The organism is Amycolatopsis thailandensis (assembly GCF_002234405.1).
Classification (GTDB): domain Bacteria; phylum Actinomycetota; class Actinomycetes; order Mycobacteriales; family Pseudonocardiaceae; genus Amycolatopsis; species Amycolatopsis thailandensis.
This window is the reverse complement of record NZ_NMQT01000015.1, coordinates 112,524-128,011: the sequence shown is the minus strand read 5'-3', so window position 1 is coordinate 128,011 and position 15,488 is coordinate 112,524. Positions and strand designations below refer to the sequence as shown.

The following is a 15,488-nucleotide window of genomic DNA, read 5'->3' as shown; positions in this document are numbered from 1 at the left end:
AGGCAGACTCCTCCGCCGTGCGCCCGATGGGGACTTCGGGGTGCGAATCGGAGGAAGAATGAAGCTCTCTACCCGGCTGGCCGTTGCCGTCGGTGCCGCGCTGACCGCGCTGGGTGCCGTCGCCGCGCCCGCGTCCGCCGCGCCGGCCACCACCGACGTCCGGCTGATCACGTTCAACGACCTGCACGGCAACCTCGAACCGCCGTCCGGTTCGAGCGGCCGTGTCACGCTGCCCGGCGGCAAGACCGTCGATGCGGGCGGCGCCGCGTACCTCGCGACGCACCTGAAGAAGCTCCGGAGCGAAGCGCGCAACTCGGTCGTCCTGTCGGCCGGTGACAGCATCGGCGCGTCGCCGGTGATCTCGGCGCTGTTCCATGACGAGCCGACCGTCGAACTGCTGAACCAGCTCGGCGTCCGGGCTTCCGTGGTGGGGAACCACGAATTCGACGAGGGCCTCAAGGAACTTCGCCGGATCCAGAATGGCGGCTGCCACCCGACCGACGGTTGCCAGTTCCGGAAGTCCTTCAAGGGCGCGAACTTCCCGTTCCTCGGGTCCAACGTGTACTACGAGAACGGCTTCCCGGCCTTGCTGCCGTTCAGCATCGAGTTCTCCGGCGGCGTCCCGATCGGCGTCATCGGCGCCACGCTGAAGGACCTGCCGCAGGTCGTCACCCCGGAGGCGATCAAGGGCCTGAAGTTCGGCGAAGAGGTCCAAGCGATCGACCGCACCGCCAAGCTGCTCGACCTCTTCGGTGTCAAGGCGCAGGTCGTGCTGCTGCACCAGGGCGACAACTCCGAGACCGCCGGTCCGGACGAGTGCAAGGTCAAGCCGGGCGCCGCGACCGCCATCGCGCAGAAGGTTTCGTCCAAAGTGGACGCGATCTTCACCGGGCACAGCCACCAGCAGTACAACTGCGTGATCAACGACCCCGAAGGCAAGCCGCGTCCGGTGATCCAGGGCGCGTCGTTCGGTCGTCTGCTGTCGGTCGTCGACCTGAAGATCGACCGTCGGACCCGCGACGTCGTGCGGGGCGAGACCAAGGCGCACAACCAGATCGTCACCCGCGACGTCGACCCTGACGGCGACGTGCAGACGCTGATCAACGAGGCCAAGACCAAGGCCGCGCCGATCGCGAACAAGGCCGTCGGCACCATCACCGCCGACCTGGTCGCCAAGGGCGCGGCCTCCGGCGAGTCCCCGCTCGGCGACGTCATCGCCGACGCCCAGCTCGAGGCCACGAAGTCGAACGGCGCGCAGATCGCCATGACGAACCCGGGCGGCATCCGCACGGACTTCACCTACGCGTCCTCGCCCGCCGGCGAGGGCGACGGCGTCGTGACCTACGGCGAGGCGTTCGCCGTGCAGCCGTTCGCGAACATCATGCAGACGATCACGCTCACCGGGGAGAACCTGAAGAACGTGCTCGAACAGCAGTGGCAGGCCAACGGGATCGTGCGCACCCTGCAGATCTCGAAGTCGCTGAAGTACTCGTACTCGGCGTCGGCGGCCCAGGGATCGCGCGTCTCGAACCTGACGCTCGACGGCGCGCCGATCGACCCGGCGGCGTCGTACCGCGTGTCGGTGAACAACTTCCTCGCCGCCGGCGGGGACGGCTTCACCGAATTCACCAAGGGGACCAACCTGTCCGGTGGTCCGGTGGACCTGGACGCGCTGATCGCGTACTTCGGCGCGCACCCCGGCATCGCCCCGCCGGCCGCGGACCGGATCACCGTCCTGCCGTAACCGCTTCCGCGAGTGCCATGAAAGGTCCTTTCCTTGCAAATTTCGCAAGGAAAGGACCTTTCACGGCGTCTCCGGGGGTGGTTTTGTCAGTGACCCAGGGCACAATGTCCGCCATGACGACCTGGGAAGAAGTCGTGGACCTGGCGGGCAGGCTCCCGGAGGTCGAGGAGTCCACTTCGTACCGCACACCGTCGCTCAAGGTCGCGGGCAAGAACTTCGCCCGGCTGCGCACCGAGGCCGAGGGCGGGCTGATGCTGCTGTGCGAGCACGCGGAGAAGGAGGCCCTGCTGGCCTCCGGCGACCCCGCGTACTTCACCACCCCGCATTACGACGGTTACGGCGCGATCCTTGTCGACCTGGAGAAGGTCGACAAGGCGCAGCTACGTGAGCTCATCGAGGAAGCCTGGCGGATGAAGGCACCCGCCAGGCTCACGAAAGGTCTGGACGACTAGCGGAGTTCCCCTTCGAGCAAGCTCATCAGGTACTCGTCGTGCCACTCGCCGTTCTGGTCGCGGAACGCCTGGCGATGCCTGCCGTCGACCTGGAACCCGAGCTTCTTGTAGATGTGGATGGCGGCCTCGTTGCCGGCCACGACCCACAGCGCGATCAGGTGCAGCCGCATCATGTCGAACCCGTAGCGGCAGAGCGTGCGCATGGCGTCGGTGCCGTACCCGCCGCCCCAGTGGTCCTTCTCGCCGAGATAGATGTCGACTTCGGCCCGGCCCTGCTCAGGGGTGGCGTCACGCAGGGTGCAGGTGCCGATCAGCGTGCCGACGGCGAGGCTCTCGATCGCGAAGCTCGTCCGTTCGTAGCTGTTGGGTTTCAGCCGGGCGTAGCGCTCGCGGATCTGGGCGAGGGATTCCGGATGGTCCGGGACCATCCAGCGCATGACCTCCGGGTCGTTGTGCCAGCGCCACAGCGTGTCCGCGTCCTCGGGTTCCAGCGGCCGTAAGCGAATCAGTTCACCGGTCAGCATCGTCCCATCCCAAGATCGGTATCGGACTTTCCAGACTATTGGGCGACACCCCGGAGCAGCCACCGCTTTACGGGGACTTCTAGCAACACCCTGGCGCCGAAAGGTTCGATCTCCGCACCGGCCGCCCAACCGTCGTATTTCTCCGCCAGCGCGGCGAGAACGTCTTCGCGCAGGTGCCCGCGGTGGACGCGCGCCAGACCTTCGGCGACAGCGGGCGCGTCGCCGTCTTCCAGCGCGAGGCTGACGCGCGGATCGGCGCCGACGTTGCGCACCTTGACGTTCCGCTCGCCGCTGCCGATCCAGAAGACGTCGTCGAGATACACGAACCACACCGGCGTGACGTGCGGCGATCCGTCCGCACGGAGGGTGCACAGCCAGACGTTGCGCTCCCGCGAGAGACGTTCGATAAGCGATTGATCACGTTTCACCTGGTCAGCTTGCCTGAAAGCTAGGGTGCCGGGCGTATGAAGGTCCACCAGTACTGCTACTTCGCCTTGAAGAGCGAAACCGTGTCCGCCGGGGAGATCACCGCGCGGCTCGGCATGGCGCCCGACGAGGCCCAGGTACTGGGGTCGAGGTCCATCGAGCACCGGCTGCCGAGGACGCACGCCTGGAAGGTGACGCATCGAGGTCCGGGGCCGGTCGACGACCAGATCGAGGGCCTGATCGGCAGGCTCGCCCCGGTCCGGCCGGGGATCCGGAAGCTGGTGGACGAAGGCGCGAGCGCGGTGCTGCAGGTGGTGCGCTACTTCCACCACCGCGACGGCGGCGAGGAGTTCGGCTGGCATCTGTCGCCGGCCGTGATCGCGTTCCTCGCCGAAGCCGCCGCCGCGCTGGACGTCGACGAGTACGACCTCAGCGAATAGCCTTCGGCCGGTCCGGTGCGCGGCGACGATGCCGGAGATGGTGGGATGGTGCCCCACAGCCGGACAACCCCGTTGGGAGCCCAGCATGTCGAGCGAGAACTGGCCGCTGCGTCAGGATCCGGAATCGCCGGTCATCATCTCGCGGTCACTCGTGGAGGACCCGTCGAATCTCGCGTTCGTCGTGCTCGACGACGACGGTGACTGGTTCATCAGCGACGGCAACGAGTTCTCCGAGGACATGGACCTCAACCGCGACGCTTTCGGCGCGCTGCCCCTGCGGGACGCGGTGGAGCTCATCCCGGAGCTCACCGCGCTCGCCGGCCTCCCCACCGGCATGGCCGCCGACTGGGACCCCGAGCGGCGCTCATGGCTGCTGAGCTCGGTCGCCGACTCGGATGACGACGAAGAAGACCTCCTGGTGCGTGCCGCCCGCCTGGCCGCGTGGACGCATCCGGGCTCGCCACTGGAAGAAGTCCAGGTGAGCACCGAACTCGCCGAGATCTCCACCGACCCCGCCGCCCCGGCCCGCGCCGTGCGCCAGGTCGTCCGCGAGGCCGACGGCAGCTGGCTGCTCGTCGGTTTCCAGGTGCCGGAGGACGAGGACTTCGAGGTCGAAGCCCTCGAGATGGAGCACGCCGTCACGCTGTACCCGGACGTCGCGCTGGTGCTGAGCGCCGCGCCCGGCCAGGTGTACGACCGGCCGAGCGCCGACGCCCCTTGGGAACTCGTCGAAGGCTGACCACTCGGCCTCAGCCGAAGTCGCAGTACATGACGTGCAACCCGATGCGCCCCAGCGTCGGGTGCTCGAACGCGCCCGGCACCGTCCCGACGATCTCGAACCCGAGCCGCTCGTAGACCCGGATCCCGGCGACGTTCGACTCGACGACCGCGTTGAACTGCATACCCGCGAAACCCTGTGCCCTGGCCCAATCCAGCACATGCGCGCACAGCGCGCTGCCGACGCCCTTGCCGCGAACCTTCTTGTCCACCATGAAACTGGCCGTCGACACATGCGAGCCGGGGCCGCCGCGGTTCGGACCCGTCTTGGCCGTGCCGAGCACGCGGCCGTCCTCGACCGCGACCACTGTCCGGCTCGGTGGCTTCTCGGCCCAAAGTCCTCGCGCGGTTTCCTCGGTGAGGTCGGGGTCGTAGGTGTACGTGTCCGCCGCCCGGACGACTTCGCGCACGATCGGCCAGACCTGCGCCCAGTCTTCTTCGCGGAACTCCCGGATCTCCATGTACAGCACCGTAACAACGCCGGGAAATCAAAAACCGGTCCGGCGATCCCGGTACCACCGCCAGGCGAAGCCGGAACCCACCGACAGACCGACGGCGGTCAAGGCCGCGCCGATCCAGATCTCCGTCGTGCCGGATTCCCGCTCGACGCGCGTTCCCGGCGGCAAACCGGCCGCGATCCCGTCGATCTTGGCCTGGACCGACCGGTGGTCGAAGACGCTCAGCTCGCCGTCCTCCGCCAACGTGGTCAGCCAGTGGCGCACCTCGTCGTTCTGCTCACGGGAGAAACCGGGGAATTCGAGCGAGGCCGTCCGGAATCCGCCAGGACCCATGCATTGCAGCGGCTTGCCGGTGGACGCGTCGAGGTACTGCCCCATCGCGCCGCATTCGTCGCCCGCCTTCGCGAAGATGACCGTGTACGGCCCCGGTCCGCTGCCCCTGTTCAGCCCGATGAGGAGGAAGACCACGCCTACCAGCAACACCGGGAGGAGCAGCGACCCCGCCAGCAGGGTCAGCAAGGCGGCCGCCGTGCTGTCACTCGACTTTCTCCGCACGCTTGGACGGTAGGCGTGGGTTGAGGGGAGGGGTCCCGAAAGTAGCCGCATCGTCCAGGTAGGGGTTCCAGGACGGTACTTTGCCGCGAAAGCCACTTTCGGGACATCAGACGTCGCGAAAGTGGCTTTCGCGACGCGCTATGGCCCCAAATTATCGGTCGCTGAGGGCTCCGAAGGAAAAGGAAAGCAGAGTCTTAAGTAGGTGCAAGCGCTGACCTAGGGCTTTAGTGTGAGAGTGGATGACGGGTATCGAAACCGCCTATTCAGCGACGGAACCAAGCATTCGTTGGTACTCCGCCTCCGCTGCCTCGCGAGACACTCCCAGAGACTCGCCGATGTCAAAGGTGACTCGGTCGACCTCTTCGTTGAGCTGTCTGATGTCCTGATGCATCTCACTTAACTCTTCGAGCATCATCAGCTTTCCATTTTGGCTCATAACTGTCTCGGCGCGCTCTCGCCAGTAACCGTGGATCAGAAAGTTTCGCTGGGTCAAGCATCTTGCCAGGTCCTCTTGTAGCTTTCGCTCCTCGTCGCCTGACAACTTTGTGAAGCGGTGGACTAGTTGTCCGAAGGTCTTCTTAAATGAAGATTCCCAGGGGTCGCTAGTGATCGGCGTCTTCCCGGCGCGGGCCTCTGCCACCCGCGAAAGCACGATGATGTTGACGAGTCCGTGCTCGATAACGCTGGCAAGGTAGGCGGCCAGTCCAAAGTAGGCGTAGACTTCTCGTGTCAGATGATCATCGAGGTTCAATTCTTCGAGCAGGTGCTCGTACTGCTCGGGTACGGGCCGCCCGTCGACTTCATCGCTCATGGGCAACAAAGATACCTAGCGAATGCTTTGGTGCGAACGGTTTATCCGAGCCCTTGACCGGGACTTCCCCGCATCCCAATGACAAACGAGCCATGCGGCCGGTGGCGTGACCGGCCGTTGTGCACGATCCGGCTAGGCGGCGGGCTACTGAGGCGGGAGGTTGTTGGTCAAGGTGTACCTGGTGTCGGCCAGGTCGGCTGGGTCCTTTGGGGCGGGGGTGATCGACGGATTCTGCACGGCTTCGACCTGGTGGATGATGGCCAGATCGTTAAGCTGATTGTTGCCAGGGGCGGCGCGCCTTGAGGTCTTTGGTCGACGCGCAGATTGCGGACCGGCCGTCCAGGCTTGTCGACCGTCACTGCAAGGAGCACGACTTCCGACGACGAAGATCAGGGCGGCCAACCGGGTCCCGGTCGGCCGATGGCACGCGTAAGCGAAAGCCCCAGGTCCTAAGTGGACATCCACTGACCTGGGGCTTTCGCATGAGAGCGGATGACGGGAATCGAACCCGCGTATTCAGCTTGGGAACCAGGGTGATCATGCTGGAAAGTGGCTCTGACCTGCGGACGGCGCTTCCTCAGGGTGGCCGCGATTGACCGTGGTTGCCCCCTCTGAATGGCCCGTTAATGGCCCAACGCGTCCTGTCTCTACCTGCGTCTTTGTGCCTGTTCGCTCCGCTTCCCTCGCCCCTGCAATTTCTAGCGCCGGGTCGGTCGTGTCAAGGCACGCTTTCCCGCCTTGATGCGAGCGGCACGGTGTTAGACGCTGAGCAGCGAGGGACACCCGGTGACCACTGCCACGCGGTCAGGTGGGTCGGGTGATCTGACGTCGTGCTCCATGGGTCTCCCGGTGACGGCGGCGCGCTGTGCGGTGCTGCCTCGTCGGCGGGCTCGCCCGGCGGCGGCTGCCGGAGCGGAGCGGGAGGCCGGCGTCCGCCATGGGGCGAAGCCCGCCGTACGGACGGTGACGTGCGCGCCGCCGGTGGCGGCGCCTTGATCCCTTAGAGTCAAGTTCGGCAGACAGCGCGGCTGTGCACGAGATCCCGCTTCAGGGCCAACTGGCGATGGAGTCGACTGACTCTGGTGATCATGGATTCGCTGTGTCGGGACACCGGTGAGAGTGCTCCGTTAAGGTCAAACCTTTGCGCAATCTTTCATGTGATTAGATATCGAATAGTGTTTCTTGATTGCGTTGCACTGAGCAAGGTTTAAGATCTTAAGCTTGAGCGCCGATTTTGCGTCAGAGGGAGCAGTAGATGTTGCCACTTAGCGAACTTCCAGACGAGCCCGCTGGTCGCCTGCATGGTGTCCTGGGACTCTTCCGGGATTTGAGTTCCAACGGCTCCGTGACGCAAATGTGGGGTGAAATTGTGCCACTGGTCGCTACGGGTGGCGATGTCATATCGGTGCGTTCTGAGGCGGCAAGCCTTCTTCGGGATGTGGAACGTGCCGTGTATTCATTGCCGCAACGTCGGCACCGGGCTTCCGCGCTGCTCCGCGATCGTCCGCAATGGGCGCGGCCGATATTTGGAATTTCATTTAATGACACTACAGCTTATTCGTCAAATGATCTAATAGCGGATTCTGCGCTCGATTCCTTGTCGACGCTCTCATCTCTTTTGAGTTTGGCTGGCCCGGAGCATAAGCCTAAAGGTAGCGATGAAGAGCTAGTTCGCGTTCTGGAGGAGGTGTACGACCAACTTGGACAGCTTCGCATTGACATTGAAAACGCTATGGACATACCAGAGGTTGCGCGAATTAGAATGCTCGGACCGATCTCGATAGCATTGGAGAAGGTAACCTACGTTCGTATTCGTGGCTTCTCTCATCTGCTTGGAACAGTTCAAGTCACGGCGTTTGAGGTTGGGGTTGTTGTTGCGGAGCAGGCTTCTGAGGAGCCTTCCGCGATCGAGCGCTTCAACAATTGGCTTGAGGTATTCAGGCAGGTGATTCGCAAGGTAGAGGAAGTAGTTCTTCCGCCAGCTGTTGGTATTGCTACTGGAATTTCTTCGAAGAATCTTGAGCTTGGCTTGGGTGCCACCCTTGCTACTCGTATAAGTCTGGAAAACTTGAAGATTCGCAAGGAAATCGAATCAGGAAGCAATGGAGAGGCAGGTCTGGATTCGGGTCAGTTGAGTTGATTTAAATAGTCGAGTGAAACTTTTTTCCTGCTGGTGACGCGTAGGGAATTCGTCAGGGTGCGGGATTTTCTAGAGTAATTTTAATAGTCCTTTTTTTAAGGTTATTTCTTTTGTGGTGATCGCAACGGCAAAGAGTACCTCTGCTAGAGAAGGCGTTTCACGTAACCAGCTCGTATCAAGCGCTTGTAGGCGGCCATGACGTAGTTTGAGATCTCCTGGTGGATGGCAAAGCCACGCTCAGCGTAGGCGGTGATGCGTTGGGTGTCGCCGACCAGCATGTTGATGACGCGGTCCACGTCGCCAATGCTCTCGATGTAGTCGTCCAGCGGGAGTGGCCGCGATGCGCAGATGACGTCGACCTCGGGCCAGAGTTTCTTGCAGGTCGCATAAGCGCGCCGCTGTTGGTACGGCCGAGAGATGAGAACGACCGACCCGACTTCACGAGACTCCAGTAGTCGCCGGGCGAACGCGATGTTCTCCCCGGTGTTCCGCGCCCCGGGCTCGACCAGGATGGCGTCATCCGGCACGCCCAGCTCAAGTGCGTGCTCGCGGTAGTGCACCGCCTCCCCGCGCGGGAACCGCTCGACGGTGGTCGGCGCGTTCGCCCCGCTGAAGACGATGAGCGGGAACATCCCGGCATGGAACAGTTCCGCGGCGTACATCGCGACGCCGAGGTCGTGGCTGCCGAGTCCGATCCCGGCGGGCCGGAGTTCGTGCCGCAGGTCGTGGTAGTCCCAGAGCGTCTGGACGTCGGCGCGGAGATCGTCCGGGAGGGACACGGCCATCAGGGACTCCAAAGCGAAAGCCCCAGGTCCTAAGTGGACATCCACTGACCTGGGGCTTTCGCATGAGAGCGGATGACGGGAATCGAACCCGCGTATTCAGCTTGGGAAGCTGATGTTCTACCATTGAACTACATCCGCAGTGCTCGGCCAGCATACATGGTCCGGATCTCCCCTTGCCAAGACCCACCCCAACCTTGACGTCGCCGTCGAAAGTGACAACACTTGTTGTCTATATCGGAGGTGATCCGGATGGGCGAGAGGCTTCCTGACCCCGAGCTGTTCCGTGAAGGCGGGTTCCGGGTCGCGTCGAGGCTGTTCATCGACGGCGACATCGGGGGCGACGAGCGCCAGGTGGCCCGGTTGCGGAAGTTCGCGCAGCGGGAGGACCCGGCGGCCGACGTGCTCGTGCCGCTGCTGCGAAAAGGCGCCCAGGGACAGTTCGAACAGGCGCTGCGGCAAGGCATCGAGAGCGTCGAGGGGCCGCCGGAGGAGCTCGAAGCGTTCTTCCGCGACGTCGAAGCGACGCCGTATTGGGTCGATCCGGACCGCCTCGACCGCGGGGCGCGGGCGATCACGCGCGCCGGGTTGCTCGGGCTTTTTCCGCTCGGCGACGTTTCGTTGATGGGCGGTTATCTCGCCTCGCGCGCCACGAAGTCGCTCGTCGGCACCGGCGAGATCGAGTACAAGGCGTCACGTCGTCTTGTCGAGACGGCGACGTGGTGGATCCACGTGACGACGCCGGGCGCGCTGGTGCTCGGCGGGCGCGGGTACGAGTCGGCGTTGCGGGTGCGGATCGTGCACGCCCACGTGCGCGCGGCCATGAACCGCCGCAAGGACTGGGATTACGCCGCTTGGGACAGGCCGGTCAACCAGGTCCAGACCGCGGGCACGCTCCTGCTCTTCTCCCTCGTCTACGTCTTCGGCACGCAGCTGCTCGGGCTCCGCTACAGCCCCCGCGAGCGCGCCGACATCCTGCACCTTTGGCGTTACGTCGGCTGGCTGATGGGCGTCGACGAGGAGCTCCTGCCCGCCGACGAGGAGGACGCCTGGCGGCTGCTGTGGCTGCTCGCCACCACCGAGTTCATCCCCGACGACGACTCCAAGCGGCTCGCCGCGGCGCTCATGAAGTCCCACGCCGGGATCGGCGAGGGCCGGGGCGCGCTCGGCAAGGTGCTCGCGCACGTGTCGGTCGCGGGGCACGGGGCGATCAGCAGGCTCCTGCTCGGCAAGACCAACGCCGACTTCCTGGAATTGCCCGACGATCCGATCGCGCAGGCGGCCGTGGTCGCGGTGGCGGGGGTGAACTTCGCCGCCGAGACGGTCCGGCGGGTGGTGCCCGGCGCGACGGCGCTCCAGGAGCTGATCGGGGCCGCCGGACGGCGCCACTACCTCCGCCAGGTCGCCAAGGTGTTCCGCCCCGACACCACCTACGGCAGGCACATGAAGGCAGCTTGACTACGCTGAGCGCGTGCTCCTCAGCGACCGTGACCTCCGTAAAGAGCTCGACGCCGGCCGTCTCGGCGTCGACCCGTTCGACCCGACGATGGTCCAGCCGTCGAGCATCGACGTGCGACTCGACCGCTTCTTCCGCGTGTTCGACAACAGCAAGTACACGCATATCGACCCGCAGCTCCAGCAGGACGAGCTGACGTCGCTGGTCGAGAAGGAGGGCGAAGACCCCTTCGTCCTCCACCCCGGCGAGTTCGTGCTGGGTTCGACCTACGAGACCGTCACGCTCGCCGACGACCTCGCCGGCCGCCTGGAGGGCAAGTCCTCCCTCGGCCGCCTCGGCCTGCTCACCCACTCGACCGCGGGCTTCATCGACCCCGGCTTCTCCGGCCACATCACCCTCGAACTGTCGAACGTGGCCAACCTGCCGATCACGCTCTGGCCGGGGATGAAGATCGGCCAGCTCTGCATCTTCCGCCTGTCCAGCGCGGCGGAGTTCCCGTACGGCTCGAACGAGGCCGGTTCGCGCTACCAGGGGCAGCGGGGCCCGACCCCGAGTCGCGCGTACAAGAACTTCCACCGCGTCGACACCTGGCGGTGATTTCTGTCGAGCGCTGACGGAAACCCGCCGAAGGGGCGACGTGGCGTACCCGCGTCATGTTGGGAGTGAAGCCGCCCCTTCATCGTGTTTCCGTGGGCCTCCGGCCCAAGAGCGGGCGCTCGACGGTGAAGTCTCCGTCGGGCGCTGAGCGCCCTTGGGGAGACACGAGTCAGCTCACGGGGGCTTCCCAGTCGATCCGGTGCCGCCACATGAAGGCGTTCGGGTCCTCGGCAGGCGGGTTCTTGAACGCCCGCGTGATGAAGAAGTCCCGGATCACCCGTCCGACGGGTCCGGCCGCCTTCGCGTCGCCGTTGCGCTTGCCGCGCTCGACGACGGCTTCGACGCGCTCACGGCGCAATCCTTCGTAGGCGCCGAGCGCTTTCGGGATCGAGGGCACGTCACGCAGGCATCGCGCCAGCGTGACGGCGTCCTCGATCGCCATCGCGGCGCCCTGGCCCGCCGCCGGTGAGGTCGCGTGGGCGGCGTCGCCGATGACGACCATCCGGTCCGTCCGCCAGACCGGCATGCTCGGGAAGTCGTACGTCGCCCACGGCCGGTAGATCTCGCGCGTCGCGCGCACGATCCCGACGGCCGGGGTGCGGTCCACCGCCAGCTGCCTGATCAGGTCCTCGCGCCACGCGTCGCCGGTCATCGCGGCGAGTTCCGCCTGCGACGGCTCCTGCTTCCGGGGGACGTTCGCGAACCACCAGACGCCGCCGTCCGGGTGGACGACGTGCGAGAAGAACAGCCGCTTGCCGAAGGTCATGTGCATGACGCCGGGTTCGTCGTCCAGCCGCAGGCCTTCGGCCAGCCCGCCGGTGTTCAGCAGGGGCACGTAACGAGGCGACGGCGCCCGCGGGTCGATGACCTCCCGCACCCGCGACCGGAGTCCGTCCGCGCCGATCAGCAGGTCGCCTTCGGACGACGAACCGTCTTCGAACGTCGCGCGCACGCCGCCGCCGGTCTCCTGCGCGTCGGCCAGACGTTTGCCGTAGCGGACTTCGATACCGCGTCTGACGGCTTCGTCGCGAAGGGCGACGTACAGGTCGGAGCGCAGCACGGTCTGGCTGACGGTGCCGTCTTCCAGCTGCCCGCCGAGCGCGAAGTCCGCCAGTTCACGCCCGCTCCCCAGGTGCATCTTGATCCGCGGCGTATCGAATCCCAGGTCCTTGACCAGGCCTTTCAGTCCCAGTGGTGCCAGCGCGTCGAGTCCGTTCACCGCGAGGGTCAGGAACGCGCCGACCCCTTCCGCGGTCCGGTCGTACGCCTCGTGGATCACCGGCTCGTGGCCGGTCTCGTGCAGTGCGATCGCCGTGATCGTGCCCGCGATACCCCCACCGGCGATCAGTGCCTTCGCCATGTAGTTCACCCCATCGAATCTCTTAGAAACTAATTCGTTCTGTCGAACTAAAGACTCCGCTAGGCTGGCCGACGTGTCAAGCGAGCGAGCGGAACTGGTCGAGCGGATCCTCGGCGGATCGCGGGCGTTGTCGACGGAGACGGTCATGTTCCACTCGGCGATCGCCGAGCAAGGGGGCCTCTCGGCCGTCGAGAGCAAGGTGGCGGACTACCTCGCCCGCTTCGGCCCGCAGACGCCCAAGGCGCTTTCGCAGCTCTCCGGGCTCGCGCCGGCGTCGATCACCGCGCTCATCGACAGGCTCGTGGGCAAGGGGGTCGTCACGCGGAAACCGCATCCGGACGACCGGCGGAAGGTGCTCATCGAGATCGACGGGGCGATGATGGCCGCCGCCGCGCCGATGTGGGACCACCTGGTGAAGCGGGTCCGGGAGGCCTGTGAGGGGTATACGGACGGTGAGCTGGAGACCGTTCTCCGGTTCCTGGCTGACGCGACCGCGATCACCCATGAGTCGACGGAAATGATCACTCACGGCAACCGCTGACCGGTATTACTACTTTCGGGGGTATTGCCGTAACCAGTTCGTGATAGTTTTCGGCCCCGTGTCCCCCAATAGAACACGAAGCCGGTTACTGCTTGTCACACTCAGCGTGCTGCTGGGCGGGGTGATCGCGAGCGCGAGCTACCTGATGGTGACCGATCGGTTCCAGGGCACCGCGTTGAGCAACCTGTCGTTGAGCGTCCCCGACACCAAGGGCAGACCCGGCGAAGCCCTCGCGAAACCTCCTGCCTACTTCGGTCAGACGACCTCCGCGGCACCGGACGGCTCCGCGCCCGGCTCTGCGGCCCCGACGTCGTCTTCGGCGGCTCCCACGTCTTCGTCCGCGCCGCCCAGCTCTTCCTCCGCCGCGGCCGAGCCGCCCAAGCCTTCCGAAACCCCGAAGCCCACTCCGAGCAAGGCCCAGGACCCGCCTCGTTCGCAGGACAGCTCGCTCGCCGGTCAGGTCATCGAGCTCGTCAACTCCGAGCGCGCCGACGCGGGCTGCTCGCCGGTGAGCAACGAATCGCATCTCGCCGCCGCCGCGCAGGGCCACAGCGACGACATGTCGGCGCGGAACTACTTCTCGCACACCACGCCGGAAGGCACCACGTTCGATCAGCGCATCCGTGCCGCGGGTTACGACAAGCCGGGCGCCGAGAACATCGCCAAGGGGCAGTCGAACGCCGCCAAGGTGATGGACGCCTGGATGAACTCCGAGGGCCACCGGGCGAACATCCTGAACTGCAAGCTGAAGAAGATCGGCGTCGGCGTCAACACCAAGGGCATGTACTGGACGCAGAACTTCGGCTACTGACCCTTTTCCCAGCGTTCGGCGATCTCGCCGTAGCGGGCCAGCACCGTCGCGCGCAGGTCGGGATCCGTACGCGGGACCGGTTCGATGAACACCTCGGTGACGTCGCCGAACTCCCGGATCAGTTCGGCCGCCATCCGGACGCAGGCGCGTTCGACGTCCGCCGCGCCCAGTGCGTCGTCGAAGTCGACGCGGGCGCAGACGAGTACCTGGTCGGTGCCCATCAGCATGGTCTGAAGATCGACGACGGCCTCGATCTCGGCCGCGCCCATCAGCTGGTCCCGCACCCCGCGCACCAGCCTCGGATCCGCCTGCCTGCCGATCAGCAGGCCGCGGTTGGTGCGCCCGAGCACGTAGGCGACCAGCGCCAGCAGCACCCCGATCGCGATCGACGCCACGCCGTCCCAGACGTGCGAGCCGGTGAGCTGGTGCAGCCCGATCCCGGCGAAGGCGAGCAGCAGGCCGATCAGCGCGGCCGAATCCTCGAACAGGACGGTCTTCGGCGCGGGGTCGTCGATCATCCGCAAGTAGACCGAGACCTTCTGACCCGCGTCGGCGGCGTCGCGCCGCACCTGCCGCACGGCCTGGAACCACGAGACGGACTCGAGGACGAAGGCGATCCCGAGGACGATGTAGCCGACGATCGGATCGGTCTGCTCGGTCTCCTCCCCGAACACCGTCGAGAAGCCTTCGTAGAGCGCGAACATCGCGCCGGAGGCGAAGATCGACACCGCCGCGAGCAGCGACCAGAAGTACCGCTCCTTGCCGTAGCCGAAGGGGTGGACGCGGTCGGCGGGGCGGTCCGAGCGTTTCAGCGCGGTCAGCAGGAGTACTTCGGTGATCGTGTCGGCGACCGAGTGCGCGGCCTCCGAAAGCATCGCGCCGGAGCCGGTGATGATCCCGGCGATCAGTTTCAGCACGGCGATGGCGAGGTTGACCCCACCCGCCAGCACCACGGTCAGGGTGCTTTCGCCACCGGATTCTTCACTCACCTAGCGCAGCGTAGTGCGAGTGGGCCGATCTCACAGGCGACGCAAACCCTGCAGGACGCGTTCCATCAAGGCGAGCGCCGGATGACCGTCGAATTCAGCCTGCGTTTCATGAACGGTAACCAGACCGAGCTCGGCCATATCACCCAAAAGGACCTTTGCGACGCCGAGTGGAACGCTTAGTGACGCCGCCACTTCCGCGACGGAAGTCGGACGCCGGCACAGTGATCGGACGGAATGGAATTCGACACTGAACCCCGGCGCGCTCCATGGCGCGTCGTTCCGGACCGAGATCATCGCTTCGATGGCGAAGTTCCGCTTGGCCTGGGTGCGTCCGCCCGTGCGGACGTACGGGCGGACGCGCGTGCGTTGCGCTTCCCGGCGCGGTGGCCGCCGGGCGGCCGGGATGCTGGGGATGGTCGCTTCCTGTGCCATCCTGGCGAGCGCCGCGGCCGAGGGGAGACGGGCGGGCGGGCGCAGTGTCGACGATCCCGGAATCGCGAGGCGGTGTCCCTTGCCCGGACGGAGTTCGTGACGGTTGCCCATTGATTTTCCTCGCCCCTTTTTTCGGATCCGCTGCAGCCTATCGCCACGGTGTACCGCCGAACGGGTAATGGGAACGGAATGG

The 15,488-nt window shown here is 65.6% G+C and carries 18 protein-coding genes and 1 tRNA gene; 9 read left to right on the top strand and 10 right to left on the bottom strand.

Features of this window, described 5'->3' with window-relative positions; genetic code table 11:
• Positions 1-58: 58 nt before the first annotated feature.
• The gene (locus CFP71_RS04370; RefSeq protein ID WP_093932528.1) at positions 59-1,744 is read left to right on the top strand and encodes a bifunctional metallophosphatase/5'-nucleotidase; all 1,686 of its coding nucleotides are present in this window, start codon (positions 59-61) and stop codon (positions 1,742-1,744) included.
• Positions 1,745-1,857: 113 nt separating this feature from the next.
• Positions 1,858-2,196, top strand: a complete 339-nt coding sequence (locus CFP71_RS04365; protein ID WP_093932558.1) for an MmcQ/YjbR family DNA-binding protein — start codon at positions 1,858-1,860, stop codon at positions 2,194-2,196.
• Here the strand turns inward: CFP71_RS04365 and CFP71_RS04360 are convergent.
• Complete coding sequence (locus CFP71_RS04360) at positions 2,193-2,720, bottom strand: GNAT family N-acetyltransferase (RefSeq protein WP_093932527.1); 528 nt, start codon at positions 2,718-2,720, stop codon at positions 2,193-2,195. The two genes, CFP71_RS04365 and CFP71_RS04360, sit on opposite strands and share 4 nt — an antisense overlap.
• Before the next feature lie 35 nt (positions 2,721-2,755).
• Entirely contained in the window at positions 2,756-3,148 is a 393-nt protein-coding gene (locus tag CFP71_RS04355; protein ID WP_093932526.1) for a pyridoxamine 5'-phosphate oxidase family protein, read from the bottom strand.
• Positions 3,149-3,184: 36 nt separating this feature from the next.
• On the opposite strand from CFP71_RS04355, the gene CFP71_RS04350 reads away from it, so the two are divergent.
• A complete protein-coding gene (locus CFP71_RS04350; RefSeq protein WP_093932525.1) occupies positions 3,185-3,586 on the top strand; it encodes a DUF4279 domain-containing protein in 402 nt (133 codons plus the stop codon).
• An 85-nt stretch (positions 3,587-3,671) separates the two neighbouring features.
• Positions 3,672-4,325, top strand: a complete 654-nt coding sequence (locus CFP71_RS04345) for a hypothetical protein (RefSeq protein ID WP_093932524.1) — start codon at positions 3,672-3,674, stop codon at positions 4,323-4,325.
• Between the two features lie 10 nt (positions 4,326-4,335).
• Here CFP71_RS04345 and CFP71_RS04340 read toward each other — a convergent pair whose 3' ends face one another.
• From CFP71_RS04340 to CFP71_RS04330, 3 genes are all read right to left on the bottom strand, one after another.
• Positions 4,336-4,824 carry a GNAT family N-acetyltransferase gene (locus CFP71_RS04340; protein WP_093932557.1) on the bottom strand — a complete coding sequence of 163 codons (489 nt, stop codon included), beginning with the start codon at positions 4,822-4,824 and terminating at the stop codon, positions 4,336-4,338.
• Positions 4,825-4,851: 27 nt separating this feature from the next.
• Positions 4,852-5,376: a hypothetical protein gene (locus tag CFP71_RS04335; protein WP_093932523.1), complete on the bottom strand. Its 525-nt coding sequence runs from the start codon at positions 5,374-5,376 to the stop codon at positions 4,852-4,854.
• A 259-nt stretch (positions 5,377-5,635) separates the two neighbouring features.
• The gene (locus CFP71_RS04330; protein ID WP_143267037.1) at positions 5,636-6,187 is read right to left on the bottom strand and encodes a hypothetical protein; all 552 of its coding nucleotides are present in this window, start codon (positions 6,185-6,187) and stop codon (positions 5,636-5,638) included.
• Positions 6,188-7,442: 1,255 nt separating this feature from the next.
• Between CFP71_RS04330 and CFP71_RS43360 the strand changes: the two genes are divergently transcribed.
• Positions 7,443-8,327: a hypothetical protein gene (locus CFP71_RS43360; RefSeq protein WP_143267036.1), complete on the top strand. Its 885-nt coding sequence runs from the start codon at positions 7,443-7,445 to the stop codon at positions 8,325-8,327.
• A gap of 143 nt (positions 8,328-8,470) precedes the next feature.
• Here CFP71_RS43360 and CFP71_RS04325 read toward each other — a convergent pair whose 3' ends face one another.
• Together CFP71_RS04325 and CFP71_RS04320 are read right to left on the bottom strand one after the other, a co-directional pair.
• Positions 8,471-9,112 carry a YdcF family protein gene (locus CFP71_RS04325; RefSeq protein WP_093932556.1) on the bottom strand — a complete coding sequence of 214 codons (642 nt, stop codon included), beginning with the start codon at positions 9,110-9,112 and terminating at the stop codon, positions 8,471-8,473.
• Positions 9,113-9,179: 67 nt separating this feature from the next.
• Positions 9,180-9,250, bottom strand: a tRNA-Gly gene (locus tag CFP71_RS04320).
• Between the two features lie 111 nt (positions 9,251-9,361).
• On the opposite strand from CFP71_RS04320, the gene CFP71_RS04315 reads away from it, so the two are divergent.
• On the top strand, positions 9,362-10,567 hold the full coding sequence (locus CFP71_RS04315; protein ID WP_093932521.1) for an oxygenase MpaB family protein: 1,206 nt from the start codon (positions 9,362-9,364) through the stop codon (positions 10,565-10,567).
• A 13-nt stretch (positions 10,568-10,580) separates the two neighbouring features.
• On the top strand, positions 10,581-11,162 hold the full coding sequence (gene dcd, locus CFP71_RS04310) for a dCTP deaminase (RefSeq protein WP_016338162.1): 582 nt from the start codon (positions 10,581-10,583) through the stop codon (positions 11,160-11,162).
• A 169-nt stretch (positions 11,163-11,331) separates the two neighbouring features.
• Here the strand turns inward: dcd and CFP71_RS04305 are convergent, their stop codons facing one another.
• A complete protein-coding gene (locus CFP71_RS04305) occupies positions 11,332-12,522 on the bottom strand; it encodes an FAD-dependent oxidoreductase (RefSeq protein WP_093932555.1) in 1,191 nt (396 codons plus the stop codon).
• 73 nt (positions 12,523-12,595) lie between these two features.
• On the opposite strand from CFP71_RS04305, the gene CFP71_RS04300 reads away from it, so the two are divergent.
• Entirely contained in the window at positions 12,596-13,063 is a 468-nt protein-coding gene (locus tag CFP71_RS04300; RefSeq protein WP_093932520.1) for a MarR family winged helix-turn-helix transcriptional regulator, read from the top strand.
• A 121-nt stretch (positions 13,064-13,184) separates the two neighbouring features.
• Complete coding sequence (locus CFP71_RS04295; protein WP_093932554.1) at positions 13,185-13,874, top strand: CAP domain-containing protein; 690 nt, start codon at positions 13,185-13,187, stop codon at positions 13,872-13,874.
• On the opposite strand, the gene CFP71_RS04290 is transcribed toward CFP71_RS04295, so the two are convergent.
• Both CFP71_RS04290 and CFP71_RS04285 read right to left on the bottom strand, forming a co-directional pair.
• Entirely contained in the window at positions 13,868-14,863 is a 996-nt protein-coding gene (locus tag CFP71_RS04290) for a cation diffusion facilitator family transporter (protein ID WP_093932519.1), read from the bottom strand. The genes CFP71_RS04295 and CFP71_RS04290 overlap by 7 nt on opposite strands.
• 30 nt (positions 14,864-14,893) lie before the next feature.
• Positions 14,894-15,406, bottom strand: coding sequence for a DUF742 domain-containing protein (locus CFP71_RS04285; protein ID WP_093932518.1), 513 nt, complete (start codon positions 15,404-15,406; stop codon positions 14,894-14,896).
• Positions 15,407-15,488 lie beyond the last annotated feature (82 nt).

Bases quoted from the DNA above. Each gene is read 5' to 3' on its own strand.
- CFP71_RS43360 (WP_143267036.1), top strand. From the start codon at position 7,443: ATGTTGCCACTTAGCGAACTTCCAGACGAGCCCGCTGGTCGCCTGCAT.
- CFP71_RS04350 (WP_093932525.1), top strand. From the start codon at position 3,185: ATGAAGGTCCACCAGTACTGCTACTTCGCCTTGAAGAGCGAAACCGTG.
- CFP71_RS04305 (WP_093932555.1), bottom strand. From the start codon at position 12,522: ATGGCGAAGGCACTGATCGCCGGTGGGGGTATCGCGGGCACGATCACG.
- CFP71_RS04360 (WP_093932527.1), bottom strand. From the start codon at position 2,720: ATGCTGACCGGTGAACTGATTCGCTTACGGCCGCTGGAACCCGAGGAC.
- CFP71_RS04285 (WP_093932518.1), bottom strand. From the start codon at position 15,406: ATGGGCAACCGTCACGAACTCCGTCCGGGCAAGGGACACCGCCTCGCG.
- CFP71_RS04365 (WP_093932558.1), top strand. From the start codon at position 1,858: ATGACGACCTGGGAAGAAGTCGTGGACCTGGCGGGCAGGCTCCCGGAG.
- CFP71_RS04325 (WP_093932556.1), bottom strand. From the start codon at position 9,112: ATGGCCGTGTCCCTCCCGGACGATCTCCGCGCCGACGTCCAGACGCTC.
- CFP71_RS04370 (WP_093932528.1), top strand. From the start codon at position 59: ATGAAGCTCTCTACCCGGCTGGCCGTTGCCGTCGGTGCCGCGCTGACC.
- CFP71_RS04345 (WP_093932524.1), top strand. From the start codon at position 3,672: ATGTCGAGCGAGAACTGGCCGCTGCGTCAGGATCCGGAATCGCCGGTC.
- CFP71_RS04330 (WP_143267037.1), bottom strand. From the start codon at position 6,187: ATGAGCGATGAAGTCGACGGGCGGCCCGTACCCGAGCAGTACGAGCAC.
- CFP71_RS04340 (WP_093932557.1), bottom strand. From the start codon at position 4,824: ATGGAGATCCGGGAGTTCCGCGAAGAAGACTGGGCGCAGGTCTGGCCG.
- CFP71_RS04315 (WP_093932521.1), top strand. From the start codon at position 9,362: ATGGGCGAGAGGCTTCCTGACCCCGAGCTGTTCCGTGAAGGCGGGTTC.